Source organism: Variovorax sp. V213, assembly GCF_041154455.1.
Taxonomy (GTDB): Bacteria; Pseudomonadota; Gammaproteobacteria; order Burkholderiales; family Burkholderiaceae_C; genus Variovorax.
Window position 1 is genome coordinate 1,984,812 of record NZ_AP028664.1, and the last position, 18,287, is coordinate 2,003,098.

Here is an 18,287-nt window from a genome sequence, read left to right on the forward strand (position 1 = left end):
AACCCACATCGTGGAGTGCGGCTTTCTACAATGGAAGGATGTTTGTTCATCTGCGCCTGCACACCGAGTTTTCCGTCGTCGACGGCACCAACCGAATCGACGAAGTGGTCAAGGCTGCCGCTGCCGACAAGCAGCCCGCGCTCGCCATCACCGACCTGAACAACCTGTTCGGGGCGGTCAAGTTCTACAAGCAGGGGCGAGGCAAGGGCGTCAAGCCGGTCATCGGCGCCGAGATCTTCATCGAGGGGCTGGGCAAGGAGCCCGGCGTGCTCACGCGCATCGTGCTGCTGGTGCAGAACATGGAAGGCTACCTGCACCTGTCCGAGCTGCTGGCACGCGCCTGGACGCAGAACGTGGGCCGGGGCCAGTCGCAGGCCGCCTGCAAGCTCGAATGGCTCGAAGAATTGCAAGGCGGGCTGATTGCGCTTTCGGGCGCGCAGGCCGGCCCGCTGGGGCGCCACTGCTGCAAGGGCAGGAAGAACGCGCTGGCGAGCTGGCGCTGCAGCTGGCCGGAATGTTCCCGCACCGCTTCTACATCGAACTGCAGCGCGCAGGCCGTCCCGAGGACGAGGCGCATGTGATTGCCGCCGTGAAGCTCGCGGCGCGGCTGCGCCTGCCGGTGGTCGCGACGCATCCGGTGCAGTTTGCCGAACGCCAGGACTACGAGGCGCACGAGGCGCGCGTCTGTATCTCGGAAGGTGAAATCCTCGGCAACCCGCGCCGGGTGCGCAAGTTCACCGAGGAGCAGTACTTCAAGTCGAGCGCCGAGATGGAAGCGCTCTTTGCCGACGTGCCGAGCGCTCTCGCCAACACGGTCGAGATTGCCAAGCGCTGCAACCTGACGCTGGTGCTCGGCAAGCCGCAGCTGCCCGACTTTCCGACGCCCTTCGTCAGCGAAGGCGTTCGCATGCCGATCGACGAGTTTTTCCGCCAGGAGTCGTTTGAAGGCCTGGAAGCGCGTCTTGCGCATCTTTACCCCGACGTCGCCAAGCGCGATGCCGAGCGGCCGCGCTATGTGGAGCGCCTCGAGTTCGAGATCAACACGATCCTGAACATGGGCTTCCCCGGCTACTTCCTGATCGTGGGCGACTTCATCAAGTGGGCCAAGAACAACGGCTGTCCGGTGGGTCCGGGCCGGGGCTCGGGCGCGGGCTCGCTGGTGGCCTATGCGCTGAAGATCACCGACCTCGATCCGCTCGAATACAAGCTGCTGTTCGAACGTTTCCTGAACCCCGAGCGCGTCTCGATGCCCGACTTCGACATCGACTTCTGCCAGGGCAACCGCGACCGCGTGATCGACTACGTGAAGGACAAGTACGGCCGCGACGCGGTGAGCCAGATCGCGACCTTCGGAACGATGGCCGCGCGCGCCGCCATTCGCGACGTGGGCCGCGTGCTGGACATGAGCTACATGTTCTGCGACGGCATCAGCAAGCTGATTCCGAACAAGCCGGGCCAGCCCGTCACGATCCAGTATCCGCCGGACCCGAAGGTGGAAGGCGACAAGAACAACTACGCCATCGAGATGGAGCCGCAGCTCGCGGCCCGCATCGAGAAGGAAGAAGAAGTGCGCATGCTGGTCGAGCTGGCGCAAAAGCTCGAAGGCATGACCCGCAACATCGGCATGCACGCGGGCGGCGTGCTGATTGCGCCCGGCAAGCTCACCGACTTTTGCCCGCTGTACCAGCAGCCTGGCAGCGACTCGGCCGTGAGCCAGTACGACAAGGACGACGTGGAGGCCATCGGCCTCGTGAAGTTCGACTTTCTGGGCCTCGCCACGCTCACCATCCTCGAGATTGCGAAAGAGTTCATCGTCAAGCGCCACAAGGGCCAGGAGAACTTCGCGTACGAGAACATCAAGCTGGACGACCGCGAAACCTACAAGCTGTTTTCCGAGGGCAAGACGGAAGCGGTGTTCCAGTTTGAAAGCCGCGGCATGCAGGGCATGCTGAAGGACGCGCGGCCGACGCGGTTGGAGGACCTGATCGCGCTCAACGCACTCTACCGCCCGGGCCCGATGGACCTGATTCCGAGCTTCGTGGCACGCAAGCACGGCCGCGAAGAGGTGGAGTATCCGCACCCGGCCGTGGCCGAGATGCTGTCCGAAACCTACGGGATCATGGTCTACCAGGAACAGGTGATGCAGACCGCGCAGATCCTGGGCGGCTACTCGCTCGGCGGCGCCGACCTGCTGCGCCGCGCGATGGGCAAGAAGAAGCTCGAGGAGATGGCCGAGCACCGCGAGAAATTCCGCGCGGGCGCGCTCTCGACGCACGGCATTCCGCAAGACAAGGCCGACGAGATCTTCGACTTGATGGAGAAGTTCGCGGGCTACGGCTTCAACAAGTCGCATGCCGCCGCGTACTCGCTGCTCGCGTACCACACCGGTTGGCTCAAGGTCCACTACACGGCCGAGTTCTTCTGCGCCAACATGACCGTGGAAATGGACGACACCGACAAGCTCAAGGTGTTGTTCGAGGACGCGCAGAAGAACTTCGGCATCACCTTCGAGCCGCCGGACGTGAACCGCGGCAACTACCGCTTCGAGCCCGTCACCGACAAGGTGATTCGCTATGGCCTGGGCGCCGTCAAGGGCACGGGCCAGCTGGCGGTCGAGGCTATCGTGCGGGCACGCGAAGAAGGCGGGCCGTTCAAGAGCCTGTTCGATTTTTGCGTGCGCATCGATCGCCAGCGCATCAACAAGCGAACGGTCGAAGCGCTCATCAAGGCCGGCGCCTTCGACGCGATCCAGCAGAACCGCGCGTCGCTGATCGCTTCGGTCGACCGCGCCTTCGAGTTCGCGTCGGCCACGGAAGCCAATGCGGCCCAGGTCGACATCTTCGGCGACAGCGAGCACGGCTCGGCCACGCAGGAGCCCGAACTGGTCGACGCCACCCCCTGGGGCGTGAAGGAGCGACTCACCTACGAGAAAACGGCCGTGGGCTTCTATCTCTCGGGCCACCTGTTCGACGAGGTCTCGCACGAGGTGAGGCGATTCTGCAAGCGCGAGATCGGCGACCTGATGGACACGCGCGAGCAGCAGGTGATCGCGGGCATTGTGAGCGACTTCCGCGTGATCAACGGCCAGCGCGGGCGCCTGGCGATCTTCAAGCTGGACGACAAGTCGGACTCGATCGACGCTACCGCCGACGAGGCGCTGATCAACGCGAACCGCAACACCTTGAAAGACGACGAACTGGTGATCGTGAGCGGCCGCCTGCAGCCGGGGCGCGGCGGGTTCGAGGCGCGCTTTCAGGTGCAGCAGGTGTGGGACCTGGCCACGGCGCGCTGCCGCTTCGGCAAGTTCCTGCGGGTGGCGGTCAATGGCAAGGCGCCCGACATCGCACGCCTGGTGAAAGACTTTCCGCCGCGCACCGAGCAAAGCGAACACGGCGACCTGGTGCAGGGCCTGCCGGTGCGTCTCTCGATGGCGCGCGGGGGCGCGCAGGTCGAGCTGCAGCTCGGGGAGCGCGCCAAGTTCTTCCCGACCGACGCCGCGCTTGCGAGCTGGACGGCGCAGGCGGAAGCCGGAAAAGCCTCGGTAGTCTACGAATGAGCGGCGAGGGGCGGCCGGGCGCGCGCAGCGCCCGGCCGGCCCTGCTAGCGCTTGGGCCGCAGCGAGACGATCAGCGACGGGAAGATGCGCCCGTCGGTGTCGCGCGGCAGCTTGTCGGTCTTGTGCAGGCCGCGTTCGGCGGCTTCGTCCCAGCTTGGCAATCCACTCGACTTGGTGAGCTTGACGCCGACGATGGTGCCATCCGGCGCCAGATTCACTTCGAACTCGGCCGCCGGGTTGCCGTTGACGGTCTCGGCATCGGGGAAGGTGATGTTCGGGCGCACCGCGGCCGCGATGCGTCCCGCATAGCCGCTCGACGGTCCTGACGAGCGCATGGCCGTGCCCTTGGAGTCGTCGCTGCCGCTGGCGCCCGCCAGGCCCTGCATGCGCTTGAGCGTTGCGGCGCGGTCGGCCGCCGCCTGCTTGGCTGCGGCTTCCTGCTGTTTCTTCGCTTCGGCCTGCTTGGCTTCGGCCTCCTGCTGCTGCTTCTTCTGCTGCTCGGCGAGCTTTTGCTGCTGTGCCTTCTTGCGTTCGGCCTCGTCTTCGGCGCGCTGCTTGGCTTCGATTTCTTTCTTGCGCTGCTGTTGCTGGCGCTCGAGCTCGCGCTCCTTCTGCTCTTTTTCTTCCTTGAGCTTTTTCTCGCGCTCGAGCGCGATGTCCGGGGCGCGCGGCGCCGGTGCGGGCTCGGGGGCTTTCACCTGAGGCGGTGGCGGGGGTGGTGGCGCAGGCGGCGGAGGCGCGGGAGCCGGCGTGGGTGCCTGTGGCGCGGACAGGCGCGGGGCGGCCTGCTGCACCGTGGACGACCACAGCTCCGCATCGACGGCGCCGTCGTCGGCCTCGCTGCGCCAGCGCACTCCCCATGTCAGCGCCGCGATCAAGAGCGCATGCGCGACCAGCGCGAGCAGCACCGCGCGCGGCGTGCCGCGCTGCGGCGGTGGTGCGAACTCGGGGCGATCCAGGGCGAGCGACATGCCTTATTTGCCGCCCGTGGTGGTGACGGACAAGCCCACGCGCTCGATGCCGCTGCGCTTGAGCTGGTTCATCGCCTTCACGACGGTTTCGTACTTGACGGACTTGTCGGCGCTGATGACCACGGGGCGCTGGTCGTCGCCGCCCTGGGCGGTCTTGGCCGCGGAGCCGATCTGGGTCATGGGAATCGACGCGCCGCCGCTGCCGGCGGAGGGGTCCTTCTTGATCTGCACCTCATCGTCGCTCTTGATGACGATCTCGATCGGCTTGTCGGGCTGCTTGTTGGCACGGTCGACCGAAGGCAAGTTGATCACGCTCGGCGTGATGAGCGGCGCGGTGACCATGAAGATGATCAGGAGCACCAGCATCACGTCGATGAACGGGACCATGTTGATCTCGTTGATCGTGCGGCGGCCTCGGCCCCGGGATGAAACGGCGGGCATGCGCTGGACCTCCGCTCAGCGGTTGGCCGGAGCCGCCGAAGTTGCCGACGCCACCGCGGCCGGGTTGGCCGAGAGGTTGCGCTGCAGGATGTTGGAGAACTCCTCGATGTAGGTCTCCAGTGCGATCGCGATCTTGTCGATCTCGCGCGCGAAGCGGTTGTAGCCCACCACGGCCGGAATGGCCGCGAACAGCCCGATGGCGGTGGCCACCAGCGCTTCGGCAATGCCGGGCGCCACGGTGGCCAGCGTCACTTGCGCCAGCGCCGCCAGGCCGGTGAAGGCATGCATGATCCCCCAGACCGTGCCGAAAAGGCCGACGTACGGCGACACCGAACCGACGGTGGCCAGGAACGACAGGTTCTGCTCGGCCGCGTCGAGTTCGCGCTGGAAGCTCGCGCGCATGGCGCGGCGGGCGCCGTCGAGCAGCGTGGCGGCGTCGCTCACGTGGCGCTCGCGCAGCTTCTGGTACTCGCGCATGCCCGAAGCGAAGATGCGCTCCATGGGGCCGGCGAACTTGGCGTTCTGCGCGGCCGAGGCAAACAGTTCGTTCAGGCTGGTGCCCGACCAGAACTCGCGCTCGAAATCGTCGTTGAGGGCGCGCATGCGGCGCAGGGCGAAGTACTTGCGGATGATCGCGGCCCAGCTGGCGATCGAGACGATCACGAGCAGCAGCACGACCAGTTGCACCACGAAGCTCGCATGGAGCAGGAGATTGATGATGGAGAGGTCTTGGTTCATGGCTTGAAAGGTTGAGTCATGGAGCCGCCGCAGCGCTCGAGGGTTCCCGAAACTTGGGCCGGTATGCGCGCGGGGCGCAATGTGGAGGCATCCACCCAGCCGATGCGGATCGTGCCTTCGCACAACAGCACGGGTGCGGCGGCCCCGGTACGCTCTTGCTCTGTTTTTGATAGCACGCGTTGACCGATTATCAACGACGCGGTGCCCAGTTGCTGGAGATCGGCTGTAACCAGCAGTTCGTCGTCCAGGCGGGAAGGGCGATGGTATTTGAGCTGTGTTTCGCTCACCACGAACTGGCCGCCGGTTTCCTCGCGCAGTTTGCGCTGCTCCACGCCCAGCGAACGCAGCCATTCGGTGCGGCCGCGTTCCATGAACTTGAGGTAGTTGGCGTAGAACACGATGCCGCCGGCGTCGGTGTCTTCCCAGTAGACGCGGATCGGAAACGCGTAGCTCATCGGGCGGGGTTCGCGATCATGGCCCGCAGGCGTTCGACGGATTCCTGCAGGTGCGCCATCGAACTGGCGGTGGAGAAGCGCACGAACCTGGCCGTCTCGGCGGTGCCGAAATCGCGGCCGGGCGTCACGGCGACGTGGGCGCGCTTCATGGTTTCGAAGGCGAAATCCCAACTGCCCGAAATGCCCAGCTTCTCCGCGACGCTGGTGCAGTCGGCCCAGGCATAGAAGGCGCCATCGGGCACCACAGGCACGTTGAGGCCCAACGCATTGAGCTGCGGAATGAACCAGTCGCGGCGCGCCTTGAACTCCGCGCGGCGGCGTTCGTATTCGGCAATGCTCTCGGCCTCGAAGCAGGCCAGCGCCGCGTATTGCGACACGGTGCTTGCGCAGATGAAAAGGTTCTGCGCGAGCCGTTCGACCACCGGCACCAGCGCTTCGGGCACCACCAGCCAGCCCAGGCGCCAGCCGGTCATGTTGAAGTACTTGCTGAAGCTGTTGATGCTGATGACGTTGTCGTCGATAGCCAGCGCCGTTTGCCCGAACGCGTCGTCGTACGAGAGGCCGAGATAGATCTCGTCGATCAAGGTGATGCCGCCGCGCTGCGACACCACCTCGTGGATGCGGCGCAGTTCGTCGGGCGCGATCGAGGTGCCCGTGGGGTTGGAGGGCGAGGCGAGCAGCACGCCGTGCGTCTTGTCGGTCCATGCGGCTTCGACCTTGGCAGCGGTGAGCTGGAAGCGCTCTTCGGCAGTGGTCGGTATCAGCACGGCCTTGCCGTCCGCGGCGCTCACGAAGTGGCGGTTGCACGGGTAGCTGGGATCGGGCAGCAGGATCTCGTCGCCGGATTCGATCAGTGCGAGGCAAGCCAGCTGCAATGCGGCCGAGGCTCCGGCGGTCACCACGATGCGGCGCGCCGGCACGTCGACGCCGAAGCGCTGCGCGTACCAGCCGCTGATGCGCTCGCGCAGCAGGTCGAGGCCGGTGGCCTGGGTGTACTGCGTGGCACCCGCGCGCACGGCGCGCGCGGCGGCTTCCTGCACCAGCGGCGGCGCGGTGAAGTCGGGCTCGCCGATGTTCAGGAAGATCATCGGCCGGTCGGTGTGGGCCACCTCGCGCGCGAGCACGCCGGCGGCCTTGGCGACCTCCATCACATAGAAGGGTTCGATGCGCTGTGCGCGCGCCGAGATTCTCATTGCACCCCCAAGCTACGGCGCTGCGCGCCTTCGCCATCCCCCTCGCAAGCGAGGGGGCGAGCGCCTTCGGGCGGCCGGGCGGCGCTCCTCACGTCCTGGCCTTGCCCGAGGCCCGGTCGGCCTCGACCTCGGCGGCGCGCAGCTGCGGTGCCAGGCCGTTGAGCACGGCGTTCACGTACTTGTGGCCGTCGGTGCCGCCGAATTCCTTGGCAAGCTCGATGCACTCGTTGAGCACCACGCGCCACGGCACGTCCAGGCAATGCTGGAACTCGTACACGCCGATCCACATCACGGCATGCTCGATGGGCGAGATCTCTTCCAACTTGCGGTCGAGCAGCGGCCGGATCAGCGCGTCGAGCTGCTCGGCGCCTTCGATGGAGCCGTGCAGCAGTGCGTCGTAGTGCGCGGCATCGGCCTTGTGGAAGCCCGCGAGGTCGCGCGTGAAGTGATCGATCTCGGTCGGGTCGTTGCGGCCCACCAGGTGCTGGTAGAGCGCCTGCAGCGCAAATTCGCGCGCGCGGCTGCGGTTCGACTTGGCCGAAGCCTTGCGCGCGCCGGTGCTGGTGAGTCCGGTGCGCGCCTGGCGCGGCTTGGCGCCGGCTGTCTTGTTGTTGTCTTCGGTCATGTCAGGGAGGCCAGCAACTGCGCCATCTCGACAGCCACTTGGGCCGCATCGCGGCCCTTGTCGGTCTGTCGGGCGACGGCTTGCTCGAGGTTTTCGGTCGTGAGGATCGCGTTGGCGATGGGAAGGCGGTGGTCGAGCGCAACGCGGCTCACGCTTGCGCCCGATTCGTTGGCCACCAGTTCGAAGTGGTAGGTTTCGCCGCGGATGATGCAGCCCAGCGCCACCAGCGCGTGGTAGCCGCCGCGCACGGCCATCGCCTGCAGGGCGACGGGCACTTCGAGCGCGCCGGGAACCCGCACGTGATGGATGTCGTCCGCGGCCACGCCCAGCTTCTCGAGCTCGGCGAGGCATGCCGCGGCCAGCGCATCGGTGATGTCGGCATTGAAGCGCGCCTGCACGATGCCGATGCGCAGCCCTTTTCCGTCGAGCGGCTTTGCATCCGCACCCTTGTTTGCACCTTGCATGTCGTGTCAGTCTTTCGTGAGGTAGCCGGCAATTTCGAGGCCGTAGCCTGCGGCCATGCTCGGCATGCGGCGGGGCGTGCCGAGCAGGTTCATCTTGTGCACGCCGCATTCGCGCAGAATTTGCGCGCCGATGCCGTAGCTGCGCAGGTCCATGCGGCCGCGCTCGGGGGCTTGCGCGGGCCGTGCGGTGCCGTCGAATTGCGCGAGCAGTTCGCCGGCCGTTTCGCCGCAATTGAGCAGCACGGCCACGCCCTTGCCTTCGTTCGCGATGTGCGCCAGGCTGGCATCGAGGCTCCACGAGTGCAGCGATCGGTTGATTTCGAGCGCGTCGAGCACCGACAGCGGCTCGTGCACGCGCACCGACACCGTGTCTTCGGGCGCCCACTTGCCGCGCACCAGCGCAAGGTGCACGCCGCGGCTGGGCTTGTCGGTGAAGGCGTGGGCGGTGAAGATGCCCCACGCGGTCTGGATGTCGCGGCAGCCGACCTTCTCGACCAGCGATTCGGTGCGGCTGCGGTGCTCGATGAGCGCGGCAATGGTGCCGATCTTGAGCCCGTGCTCGGCCGCAAAGATCTGCAGGTCGGGCAGGCGCGCCATGGTGCCGTCTTCGTTCATCACCTCGCAGATCACCGAGGCGGGCGAGCAGCCGGCCATGGCCGCGAGGTCGCAACCGGCTTCGGTATGGCCGGCGCGCATCAGCACGCCGCCGTCCACCGCCTGCAGCGGAAAGATGTGGCCCGGCTGCACCAGGTCGGCGGCCACGGCGTTGCGTGCCACGGCCGCCTGCACGGTGCGCGCGCGGTCGGCGGCGGAGATGCCGGTGGTCACGCCCTCGGCTGCTTCGATCGAAACGGTGAAGGCGGTCGAGTGCTTGGCGCCGTTGCGGGACACCATGGGCGGCAGTTGCAGCCGCTCGCACATCTCGCGCGAGAGCGTGAGGCAGATCAGCCCGCGCGCGTGGCGTGCCATGAAGTTGATGGCTTCGGGCGTGATGTGGTCGGCCGCAATGACGATGTCGCCTTCGTTCTCGCGGTCTTCCTCATCCACCAGAATCACCATGCGGCCGGCGGCGAGCTCGGCGACGATCTCCTCGACCGGGGAAATCGGCGCGGGTGCCCGCGAGGTGCGGGGCGCGCCGATGGGTGTGACGGAAGCGTTCATTCGGCAGTGTCCTTGGAGTACGTGGATCGCGTGGAGGCCATGGATGCGGGCGCAAGAACGCCGGCCTGAAGCATGCGCTCCACGTAGCGCGCCACGGTATCGATTTCGAGATTGACCTTGGAGCCAGCCTTCAGCCCGCCCAGCGAGGTGTTCTCGACGGTGTGCGGAATCAGGTTGATGCTGATCTCGCTTCCTTCATCGCTGTCGGCCACGCTGTTGACGGTCAGGCTCACGCCGTTGATCGTGATGGAGCCCTTGTAGGCGAGAAAGCGCGCCAGCGCGGGCGGTGCGAGCACGCGCAGCTCCCAGCTTTCGCCGATGGGCGCAAAGTGGCTCACCGTGCCGATGCCGTCCACATGGCCGGACACGATGTGGCCGCCCAGGCGGTCGCTGGCGCGCAGCGCCTTCTCGAGGTTGATGCGGGCGCCTTCTTCGGTGAGGCCCGCGGTCTTGTCGAGGGATTCGGCCGAAATGTCGATGGTGAACTGCTGCTGCGCCGGATCGAGGGTGGTGACGGTCATGCAGGCACCGTTGAGCGCAATGCTGTCGCCGAGCCCGACATCGTCGAGATACCCGTCGGGCACCGAAATGCCGAGTCTTTTGCCGTAGGAGGAGGAGGGGCCGAGGTCGTGGATGGCGGCGATGCGCCCCACGCCGGTAATGATTCCGGTGAACATTTGCACATTTTCGCAGATGCTGTGAGTCCCCCGGCTTTTCATGGCGCTTTGCGCCATGCAATTTGCCCGCCCCAGCGGGGGAAGGGCCTAGAAGCTGTCCCGTCCGCTCACCCGGGAGACGATCCGGAGATCCGGTCCCAGCATCTCCACCGACTTGAATTCGAGCGGCAGCGCGCCCGCCAAGGTGGTGAGTGGGCCCTCGGCATGCAGATGGCTTGCCATGTCGAGGCCGCTGCCGATCAGCTTGGGCGCCAGGTACACCAGCAGTTCGTCGACGCAGCCTTCGCGGATCAGCGAGCCGTTGAGCTTGTGGCCGGCTTCGACGTGGAGCTCGTTGACGCCGCGCTGCGCCAGGTCTTGCAGCATGGCGCCCAGGTCGACCTTTCCGCTTGCGTTGGGCAGGCAGGTGATCGTGGCGCCGCGTGCCTCCAGCGCCTTGGCGCGGGCTTCGTCGCGCGTTGCGGCATAGATCCACACCGGCCGGCCTGCTATGAAAACATGAGCATCGGGCGGCGTCTGCAAGTGGCTGTCGACCACCACCAGATGCGGCTGGCGCGGCGTATCGACCAGGCGCACGTCGAGACGAGGGTTGTCTTCGAGCACGGTGCCCACGCCCGTCAGTACCGCGCTGGCGCGGGCGCGCCAGGCGTGGCCGTCGGCGCGGGCAGCTTCGGAGGTGATCCATTGGCTCACGCCGTTGGCAAGGCCGGTCTTGCCGTCGAGCGAGGCCGCCACTTTGAGGCGCACCCAGGGCAGCTTGCGGACCATGCGGCTGAAGAAACCGATGTTGAGTTCGCGCGACTCGGCAGCGCCCGGGCCGGTTTCCACCTGGACGCCGGCCGCGCGCAGGCGCGCGAAGCCCTGGCCCGCCACCAGCGGATTCGGGTCGGCGAGCGATGCCACGACCCGGCCGATGCCGGCTGCGATGAGGGCGTCGCAGCAGGGGCCGGTGCGCCCGTGGTGCGAACAGGGTTCGAGCGTGACGTACGCGGTGGCGCCCGCGACCGCATGGCCCTTGGCCGCCGCATCGCGCAGCGCCATCACTTCGGCATGCGGCCCGCCGGCCTGCTGCGTGTGGCCCTGGCCCAGCACGCGGCCCTCTGCATCGCACAGCACGCAGCCGACGCGAGGGTTGGGGTCGGTCAGCAACAGCGCCGCGGAAGCCAGCCGCAAGGCCGTGGCCATGTGCTGCGCGTCTTGTGCATCTTGTTCGGGGAAGGGCATGGGCTGCGAGAGGAATTATTTAACACCGGAGCCGCCGGATCATACGAGCGGCAGTGCAAAGCGGACGAACGGCAAATGCACTGCCGAAGGCGACGCCTACGCTGCGGATTCGATGGCGGGAACAAAGAAGCAACCCAAGTTGCAAGACGGGAGGACATCGACAAATGACGACCTCAAGGCGGTCCGGTGCGGGCTTCTCGCTCGTGGAGGTGCTCGTTTCCGTCGCGGTGCTGAGCATTGGCCTGCTCGGCGCGATCGGCATGCTGCTGGCGGCGGTGCGCGCGGGCAAGGAGGCTGCAACGTTCCACGCGGCGGTCGGTCTCGTGCGCGACCTGTCCGAGAAGGTTCGCATGAACCCGGGCGTTGCAGCAAGAAACGATGCCGCCAATGCCTACCTGGTCGATCGCCTGGCCAGCGAAGGCGGCGCGAGCCCTGCGTCGGGGGGATGCGCAGCGCCGGGCGCGTCCTGCGATGCTGCGGGCCTGGCCGCGTGGGACATCGGCGAATGGACGCGCCGCGTTGCCAAGGCACTGCCCGGTGCCCGGGTGCGCGTGTGTTTCGACGAAAAGCCCTGGAACGCGGCGGCCGGCGAATATGCCTGGGCATGCAGCCAGACCGGCCGCAACCTGGTCGCAAAGCTCGGCTGGGCACCGCATGCCGATGCGACAAACATCAAGTCGCAACGGGAGCTCGCGCCCCGTCTCGTGATGCAGCTGGTCTCCGGCTGGGCACAGGCTGGCCATGACGGGTCCTGATACCGCTCGGCCTTGCCGCGCACAAGGCATGACGCTCGTCGAACTGCTGGTCGCCATGGCTGCCGGGCTGCTGGTCGTGCTTGCGGCCACGGCAACCTTTCTCGGCAGCAGGCAGCTCTTCGTTGCCAATGCGGAAGCGCAGGCGGTGGAAGATTCGCTGAGGTTCGCGGGTTTCGTCGTCCGGGGCATCGTGCGCCAGGCCGGATATTCCGACTACGCGCCCGACCACGCCGCCGTGGACGGCACCGTGGTCATTGCCAGCAGGGCGAATCTGGCGGCATCTCCGGACGATCCTTCCGACCTCGACATCGTCGGCGCGAGCAATGCCAAGGTCAGCGCCACGGGCGAAAGCCACGGCACCCACAACAGCAAGGGCGTGAACGGAAGCGACTCGCTTCGCGTGCGCTTCTTCGGCCGCAGCCGCACCGGAGGCGACGGCACCGAGCCCGACGGCACCATGGTCGATTGCATGGGGATTGCGCAGGCCGGGCCGTCGGCGGGCAAGCCGGCGCTTGCCGATCGTGCGTGGAGCTTCTTTCACGTTGCCGAAGCGGCCGACAAGGAGCCCGAGCTCTATTGCAAGTACCACAGCGAAACGGTGGACACGTTCAGGTCCGAGCCGCTCGCGCGCGGCATCGAGGTGTTCAAGGTCGTCTATGCCTACGACGGCAACGGCGATGGCGTGCCCGAGCGCTGGCTCGACGCCGCGCAACTGGAGGCGCAGGCGGGATCGGTTGCCGCCATCAACGGTGAATGGCGCAAGGTCGTCGGTCTTCGCATCGGCATGGTCGCGCGAAGTGGCCGCAACAACAGTTGGCCTCGTCTGCAGGGCGAGACGCTCTACCCCTTGGGCGCGGAGTTTTCAAGCACGAGTTTCAAGCCCCCGGCCGATGGCAGGCTGCGTCGCACCGCGGCCTTCACCGTCATGCTGCGCAACGTCATGAAGGAGCCGGCGCCGTGAGCCGGGCTCGTCGCTTGCCGGAACGAGGCTTCTCGTTGATCGTGGTGCTGTTGATGCTGGTCATTGCCATGGCGCTGGGCATCGGTGCGGCACAAGTGTCGCTGGTGGGCGAGCGAAGTGCGCGCAACGAGCGCGACACCGAGGTTGCGTTCCAGGCCGCCGAAGCCGCGCTCGTCGACGCCGAACGCGACGTGCTCGGCCCCAATTCCAGCGCGGCCCAGCGCCTCTGTCTTTTCAACGGCAGTGATATCTCGGCCTTTGTTCCCGGATGCGGTGGCGCGGGCATGCGCCAAGGGCTGTGTGCGCCAGCCGAGGCCGGCGACAAGCCGGCGTGGATGGCCGCCGACTTCGCTGTCGACAGCACCACATCCATCGTCTACGGCACCTTCACCGGACAAGCCTATGCCGCTGGCGACGGCGCTACGGACGCACGCGCCGGAACATTGCCCGCGCGTGCGCCGCGCTACATCGTCGAGGCGGTTCGCAATCTCGGCGGCTGGCAGCCGGACCAGTTGCAGAGCGCGAGCGCGCGCAGCGCCTCATATCTCTTTCGCGTCACGGCCATCGGCTACGGCATGCAAGAGGACACGCAGGTGGTGCTGCAGACCAACTTGTACAAGTCGGGCGCGAGCCCCGGCTGCCCTTCCTGAGTTCTTCATCTTGAAACGGACCCGAATGTGTTCTCTTGAAAGCGGCTGCGGCGTCGCGGCTGCGGTTGTTGCTGCCTTGGCCCTTTGCAACGCCCCATGCGTTTTTGCGGCTGAGCAGGTCGAGCTTCCGAGCGAACCGCTGTCTTCCATGGCATCTCGCGCCGATCCGAACCTGGTGCTCGATCTCGCGCTGGAGTTCTCGAACGCCGGCGCCGCGTACCGCGGCAGCTTCGACTGGAAGAAGGTCTATCGCGGCTACTGGGATCCGATGGCCTGCTACGGCTATGCGGCGGCCGATGGCTACTTCAGGCGCCTTGCACCTGCGGCGAAGCTCGCCGGCGGCGAGATCGCATGCGCCAATCAGTGGAGCGGCAATTTGCTGAACTGGGCGGCAACCTCCACCATCGACGTGCTGCGGCTCGCGTTGACAGGCGGAGACCGGGTGGTGGACGAAGCCGACCGCACCGTGCTGCAGCGCGCGGTTCTGCAAGAAGACTTCTATCGCAGCAGCTACTTTCCCGACAAGACCGTAACGGGCAACCTCGACAAGCTCACGCCGCTCGTGGCGGACGGCCGCACGGGCGTTCGCGCGGCGGGCACTGTTCACTTCAACCATTGTTCCGGCCGCATGTTCGTGGGGCCGAGCGCCAGCGGCAGTTGTGCAAGCCCCGGTACCGACCAGCAATATGGCCCCGGCGCTGCGAACGCACCTTACTTTGCCCGGGTCGAGGTTTGCACCGCGGCCGAAGCCGCGACGCGCGTCGATCTCTGCCTCAAATACCCGAGCGGCCAGTCCAAACCCGTCGGCGAAGTCCAGCGCCATTCGAGCCGCATGCGCTTCGCCGTTTTCGGCTACCTGCTGGACGATGACCCGGCGCGCTACGGCGGCGTGCTGCGCGCGCCGATGAAATACACGGGGCCTCGAAAACTTGACGTCGGCCTCGACAGCGTGGACAACCCCCAGGCCGAGTGGAACGCGGCGACCGGCGTCTTCGTCCACGATCCCGATGCGGCTGCGCAGGGTGGCCGATACAGCGGCGTCGTCAACTACCTGAACCGATTCGGACGCGGCGGCGCATACAAGAAGTTCGACCCCGCGGGCGAGCTCTACTATGAGTCGCTGCGCTACCTGCAGGCCAAGGCGCCCACGCCGGGAGCGATGGCCGGGGTGACCGCAACGGACGATCCGCGCAAGGACGGATTGCCGGTCTACAACGACACGGTCCCATGGCGCGACGAGAGCCGCAAGAGCAACTGGGACCCGGTGGCGGCGAGCTGCCGCAAGAACCACATCCTGGCGATCGGCGATCTCGAAACGCACGACGACCGTTCCTTGCCAGGCATGTCTGGCGGCGGCCGCGGCTTCAGCAGCGCGTCGTTCGAGCCGGACACCTCCTACTGGACCCGCCTTGTCGGTGCATTCGAAAACCGCGAATCGCTTTCCTACACGCATCCTTCGGGCAAGACCGGCCTTGCCACCACCGGCAACCGGGGGCTTCCGGCCTTCAACTACAAGGGCGGCGCGCAACTGACCTCGGGCGCCATCGCCGGCGCGGAAACTGGCGCAGACAGGGGCTCGTTCGGCATGGCGGGTCTGGCCTACTGGGCCAATACGCAGAAGATCCGCGCCGATTTTGCCGGGGCGCGAGTCCAGACCTTCGGCATCGATCTGGACGCGGGCGGGCAGGGCGCCGTTCGGCAGGGCCAGCGCGGCAGCGCCCTGTACCTCGCATCGAAATACGGCGGCTTCGTGGACAGCAACAACGACGGCAATCCGTTCCTCGCATCGGGCGGCGGTGGCCGGGCGGACGTGGCCAGCAATGCCGAATGGGCCGAAGGCATCGACGACGACGGCCAGCCGAAGCCGTCCAACTACTTCCTGGCCGGCGAGCCGCAGCAGCTCCTGGCCGCGATCCGGCGCGTATTCCGGTCGGCGGCGGCGCCATCGGGCGGAAGCACGGCGGACGCGGCCATTTCGTCGAACCGCATCGGGGCCGCGGGCAGCAGTCTTTATGTGGCCCGGTTCGGCGGGCGCAGGTGGTCGGGAACGTTGCTGGCGTATTCACTGGCCTACGACGCAGGCTCGGGCACCGTTCGCCAGGCCGAGGAACCCAGCTGGGACGCGGGCGCCTTGCTGACCGGCGATGCATCGGCCCAACCCGCAGTGCCTGCGCGCGAGCCGGCGGACCGGCACATCTTCACCCTCTCGGCTGCCGGCGTCGGCACGCCTTTTCAGTGGAACGCACTGGACAAGTCGCTGCAAAGCGCTTTGAACGCCGAGCCCTATGCCGTGCCAGCGGCATCCGATGGCCTGGGCCCCGAGCGGCTGGCCTACCTGCGCGGCGACCGGCGCAAGGAGCTGTCAGCGTCCGGTGGCACGTTCCGTGTGCGCGATTCGGTGATGGGCGACGTTGCCAATTCGAACCCGCTCTTCGTCGGCCATCCGAGCCCGAACGTGCGAGGTGCCGAGTACCAACAGTTTCTCGATGCTCACAAGGGAAGGCCGCAGGCCGTGTACGTCGGCGCCAACGACGGCATGCTGCATGCATTCTCGGCCGCCACGGGCCACGAGCTTTTCGCCTATGTTCCCCGCGCGGTGTCGTCGAAGCTGGCCGGCTACACCTCGCCCAACTATGCGCATCAGGCCTATGTCGACGGCTCGGCCGCGGCGGCAGAGGCGCAGATGGCCGGCGGTGCGTGGAAGACGGTGCTGGTCTCCGGCACGGGGGCCGGGGCCACCGGCGTTTTTGCGCTCGACATTTCCGACCCCGCCGCCTTTTCAGCGGACAAGGTCTTGTGGGAGTTCACCGGTGCGGACGACGGCGATATGGGCCATGTGCTCCAGGCGCCACGCATCATGAAGTTCCGCCTCTCGGCAGCGACTCGCACCCAGCCCGCGGCCTATGCGTGGTTCGCGGTCGTTGCGTCCGGGTTCAACAACGCCAATGCGGACCGGCGCGCCGCGCTGTTCCTGCTCTCGCTCGACAAACCGGCCGGCGCAGCATGGAAGCGGGGCCTCAATTATCACAAGGTCGTGCTGCCCGCACCGGCCGACAACGCGCTCGTGAATGCCTTGGGCACGCCCGGCGACTTTGCCGCGGCGGACGGCTGGGCGCGCTGGCTGTACGCTGGCGACACGCAGGGCAACCTGTGGAAGTTCGACTTCACGGGCAATGCGCCGTGGAGCGAAGCCAACGCACTCGGGCTGGGTGGCCTTCCGTTGATGGTGGCGACATCGGGCGGCACAGATGCGAAGCGCCAGCCCATCACCGTAGCGCCCGAAGTCGGGGCCGGGCCGAACGGCGGTGCCATCGTGCTGTTCGGCACCGGCAAGTTCGTGAGCGCCGACGACATGGGCCGCGCGAACCGCGGCGTGCAGAGCTTGTACGGCGTGTACGACAGCGGCAAGGCGATTCCGGCCGGCGAAACGCGTACGCAACTCCAGGCGCGGCGGGCTGTTGCCGCCGCAGGCCAGTCGTTGCCGGCTATCCTGGGCGAGCCCTTCGTCTATGGCACCGCCACCGGCAGCGCCGTGAGCCGCCGCGGCTGGTATTTCGATTTTCCGGGCGCGCTGGAACTGGGCGAGCGGCAGGTCTCGCGGTTGACGCTGAGCGACGGCTATCTGTTCTTCAACACGCTGATACCGAATGCCGAGGCATGCAGCGCCAACGGTGGCGGCCGAAGCTGCGCGGTCAATGCGATGACCGGCCTGTCGCAAGGCGGAACCTGCGTCCTTTCGAGCGTCGGGCTGCTGTCGTCGCCTCTTCTGGTCGAACTGGGCGAGGGCGCCTACACGGCCACCGATGCGTTCGGACGCCGAACGGAAACGAAGAAGCTTTCCGTCGTCAACGTCGGTGTTCCCGGTGGCTCGGGTGCGCCTCGCATGTCCATCGCGCGGCCTGTGGAGGGCGGCCAGGTCTCCCGGGTGTCCGGGCGCCTGAACTGGCGCCAGATTGCAGATTACCGGGGTGCGAAACCATGAAGGCAGTGCAACGCGGTGCCGGGCGCAGCTGCGGCTTCACCTTGATCGAAGCGATGATCGTGCTTGCGATCGTCGCCATCCTGGCCGCAATCTCCTACCCGTCGTACCTGGACTTCGTGCGCAAAGGCTGGCGCACCGAGGCGCGGTCGGCCCTGGTGCAGCAGATGCAGCAGCAGGAGCGCAACTACACCTTGAGCGGACAGTACAGGCGCTACGAAGGCGGCTCCGGGGAGGGCGGCGCAGGCGGCAAATACCTCGTCCAGAGCGGCAATTGCGAGGGGCAGGACACCATCGACCGCTGCATCAGGCTGACCGCAACCCCCAGGCCGGGCCTCTCCGATCCGGAGGTCGGGACGCTCTGGATCGACAGCACGGGCGACAAGGGCTGCGACGGCACTGCGGGCGGGCGGTGCTGGCAATGAGAGCGGGTGGCC

Annotated in this window: 15 protein-coding genes and 1 pseudogene; 6 read left to right on the forward strand and 10 right to left on the reverse strand. The window is 67.0% G+C overall.

The genetic code is table 11. The features are described 5' to 3' along the window. The first annotated feature begins 38 nt into the window (after positions 1-38). A pseudogene (gene dnaE / locus ACAM55_RS09465) lies at positions 39-3,556 on the forward strand (DNA polymerase III subunit alpha). 44 nt (positions 3,557-3,600) lie between these two features. Here the strand turns inward: dnaE and tolA are convergent. The 10 genes from tolA to ribD all read right to left on the reverse strand — a co-directional run bounded on the left by tolA (position 3,601) and on the right by ribD (position 11,466). Beyond that, positions 3,601-4,527 (reverse strand): cell envelope integrity protein TolA, encoded by a 927-nt coding sequence (gene tolA / locus ACAM55_RS09470; protein ID WP_369655772.1) that lies wholly within the window; start codon positions 4,525-4,527, stop codon positions 3,601-3,603. Positions 4,528-4,530: 3 nt separating this feature from the next. Further along, positions 4,531-4,968 carry an ExbD/TolR family protein gene (locus ACAM55_RS09475; RefSeq protein WP_369655773.1) on the reverse strand — a complete coding sequence of 146 codons (438 nt, stop codon included), beginning with the start codon at positions 4,966-4,968 and terminating at the stop codon, positions 4,531-4,533. Positions 4,969-4,983: 15 nt separating this feature from the next. After that, positions 4,984-5,706: a protein TolQ gene (tolQ, locus tag ACAM55_RS09480; protein WP_369655774.1), complete on the reverse strand. Its 723-nt coding sequence runs from the start codon at positions 5,704-5,706 to the stop codon at positions 4,984-4,986. Next, positions 5,703-6,161, reverse strand: a complete 459-nt coding sequence (gene ybgC, locus ACAM55_RS09485) for a tol-pal system-associated acyl-CoA thioesterase (protein ID WP_369655775.1) — start codon at positions 6,159-6,161, stop codon at positions 5,703-5,705. Before ybgC ends, tolQ begins: the two co-directional genes overlap by 4 nt. Then, entirely contained in the window at positions 6,158-7,354 is a 1,197-nt protein-coding gene (locus ACAM55_RS09490) for a pyridoxal phosphate-dependent aminotransferase (RefSeq protein ID WP_369655776.1), read from the reverse strand. Before ACAM55_RS09490 ends, ybgC begins: the two co-directional genes overlap by 4 nt. An 88-nt stretch (positions 7,355-7,442) precedes the next feature. Beyond that, positions 7,443-7,979 carry a transcription antitermination factor NusB gene (nusB, locus tag ACAM55_RS09495; protein ID WP_369655777.1) on the reverse strand — a complete coding sequence of 179 codons (537 nt, stop codon included), beginning with the start codon at positions 7,977-7,979 and terminating at the stop codon, positions 7,443-7,445. Beyond that, a complete protein-coding gene (gene ribH / locus ACAM55_RS09500; RefSeq protein WP_369655778.1) occupies positions 7,976-8,443 on the reverse strand; it encodes a 6,7-dimethyl-8-ribityllumazine synthase in 468 nt (155 codons plus the stop codon). The genes nusB and ribH overlap by 4 nt, the downstream gene beginning before the upstream one ends. A gap of 6 nt (positions 8,444-8,449) precedes the next feature. Further along, a complete protein-coding gene (gene ribBA / locus ACAM55_RS09505; RefSeq protein WP_369655779.1) occupies positions 8,450-9,604 on the reverse strand; it encodes a bifunctional 3,4-dihydroxy-2-butanone-4-phosphate synthase/GTP cyclohydrolase II in 1,155 nt (384 codons plus the stop codon). Then, positions 9,601-10,281: a riboflavin synthase gene (locus ACAM55_RS09510; protein WP_369655780.1), complete on the reverse strand. Its 681-nt coding sequence runs from the start codon at positions 10,279-10,281 to the stop codon at positions 9,601-9,603. Before ACAM55_RS09510 ends, ribBA begins: the two co-directional genes overlap by 4 nt. Before the next feature lie 87 nt (positions 10,282-10,368). Beyond that, a complete protein-coding gene (gene ribD / locus ACAM55_RS09515) occupies positions 10,369-11,466 on the reverse strand; it encodes a bifunctional diaminohydroxyphosphoribosylaminopyrimidine deaminase/5-amino-6-(5-phosphoribosylamino)uracil reductase RibD (RefSeq protein ID WP_369656363.1) in 1,098 nt (365 codons plus the stop codon). Positions 11,467-11,669: 203 nt separating this feature from the next. Between ribD and pilV the strand changes: the two genes are divergently transcribed. The 5 genes from pilV to ACAM55_RS09540 all read left to right on the forward strand — a co-directional run bounded on the left by pilV (position 11,670) and on the right by ACAM55_RS09540 (position 18,275). After that, complete coding sequence (gene pilV, locus ACAM55_RS09520) at positions 11,670-12,260, forward strand: type IV pilus modification protein PilV (RefSeq protein WP_369655781.1); 591 nt, start codon at positions 11,670-11,672, stop codon at positions 12,258-12,260. A gap of 28 nt (positions 12,261-12,288) precedes the next feature. Continuing rightward, positions 12,289-13,221: a PilW family protein gene (locus ACAM55_RS09525; protein ID WP_369655782.1), complete on the forward strand. Its 933-nt coding sequence runs from the start codon at positions 12,289-12,291 to the stop codon at positions 13,219-13,221. Continuing rightward, a complete protein-coding gene (locus ACAM55_RS09530) occupies positions 13,218-13,871 on the forward strand; it encodes a PilX N-terminal domain-containing pilus assembly protein (protein WP_369655783.1) in 654 nt (217 codons plus the stop codon). Before ACAM55_RS09525 ends, ACAM55_RS09530 begins: the two co-directional genes overlap by 4 nt. A gap of 148 nt (positions 13,872-14,019) precedes the next feature. After that, the gene (locus ACAM55_RS09535; RefSeq protein ID WP_369655784.1) at positions 14,020-17,853 is read left to right on the forward strand and encodes a pilus assembly protein; all 3,834 of its coding nucleotides are present in this window, start codon (positions 14,020-14,022) and stop codon (positions 17,851-17,853) included. After that, positions 17,850-18,275 carry a type IV pilin protein gene (locus ACAM55_RS09540; RefSeq protein ID WP_369655785.1) on the forward strand — a complete coding sequence of 142 codons (426 nt, stop codon included), beginning with the start codon at positions 17,850-17,852 and terminating at the stop codon, positions 18,273-18,275. The genes ACAM55_RS09535 and ACAM55_RS09540 overlap by 4 nt, the downstream gene beginning before the upstream one ends. Positions 18,276-18,287 lie beyond the last annotated feature (12 nt).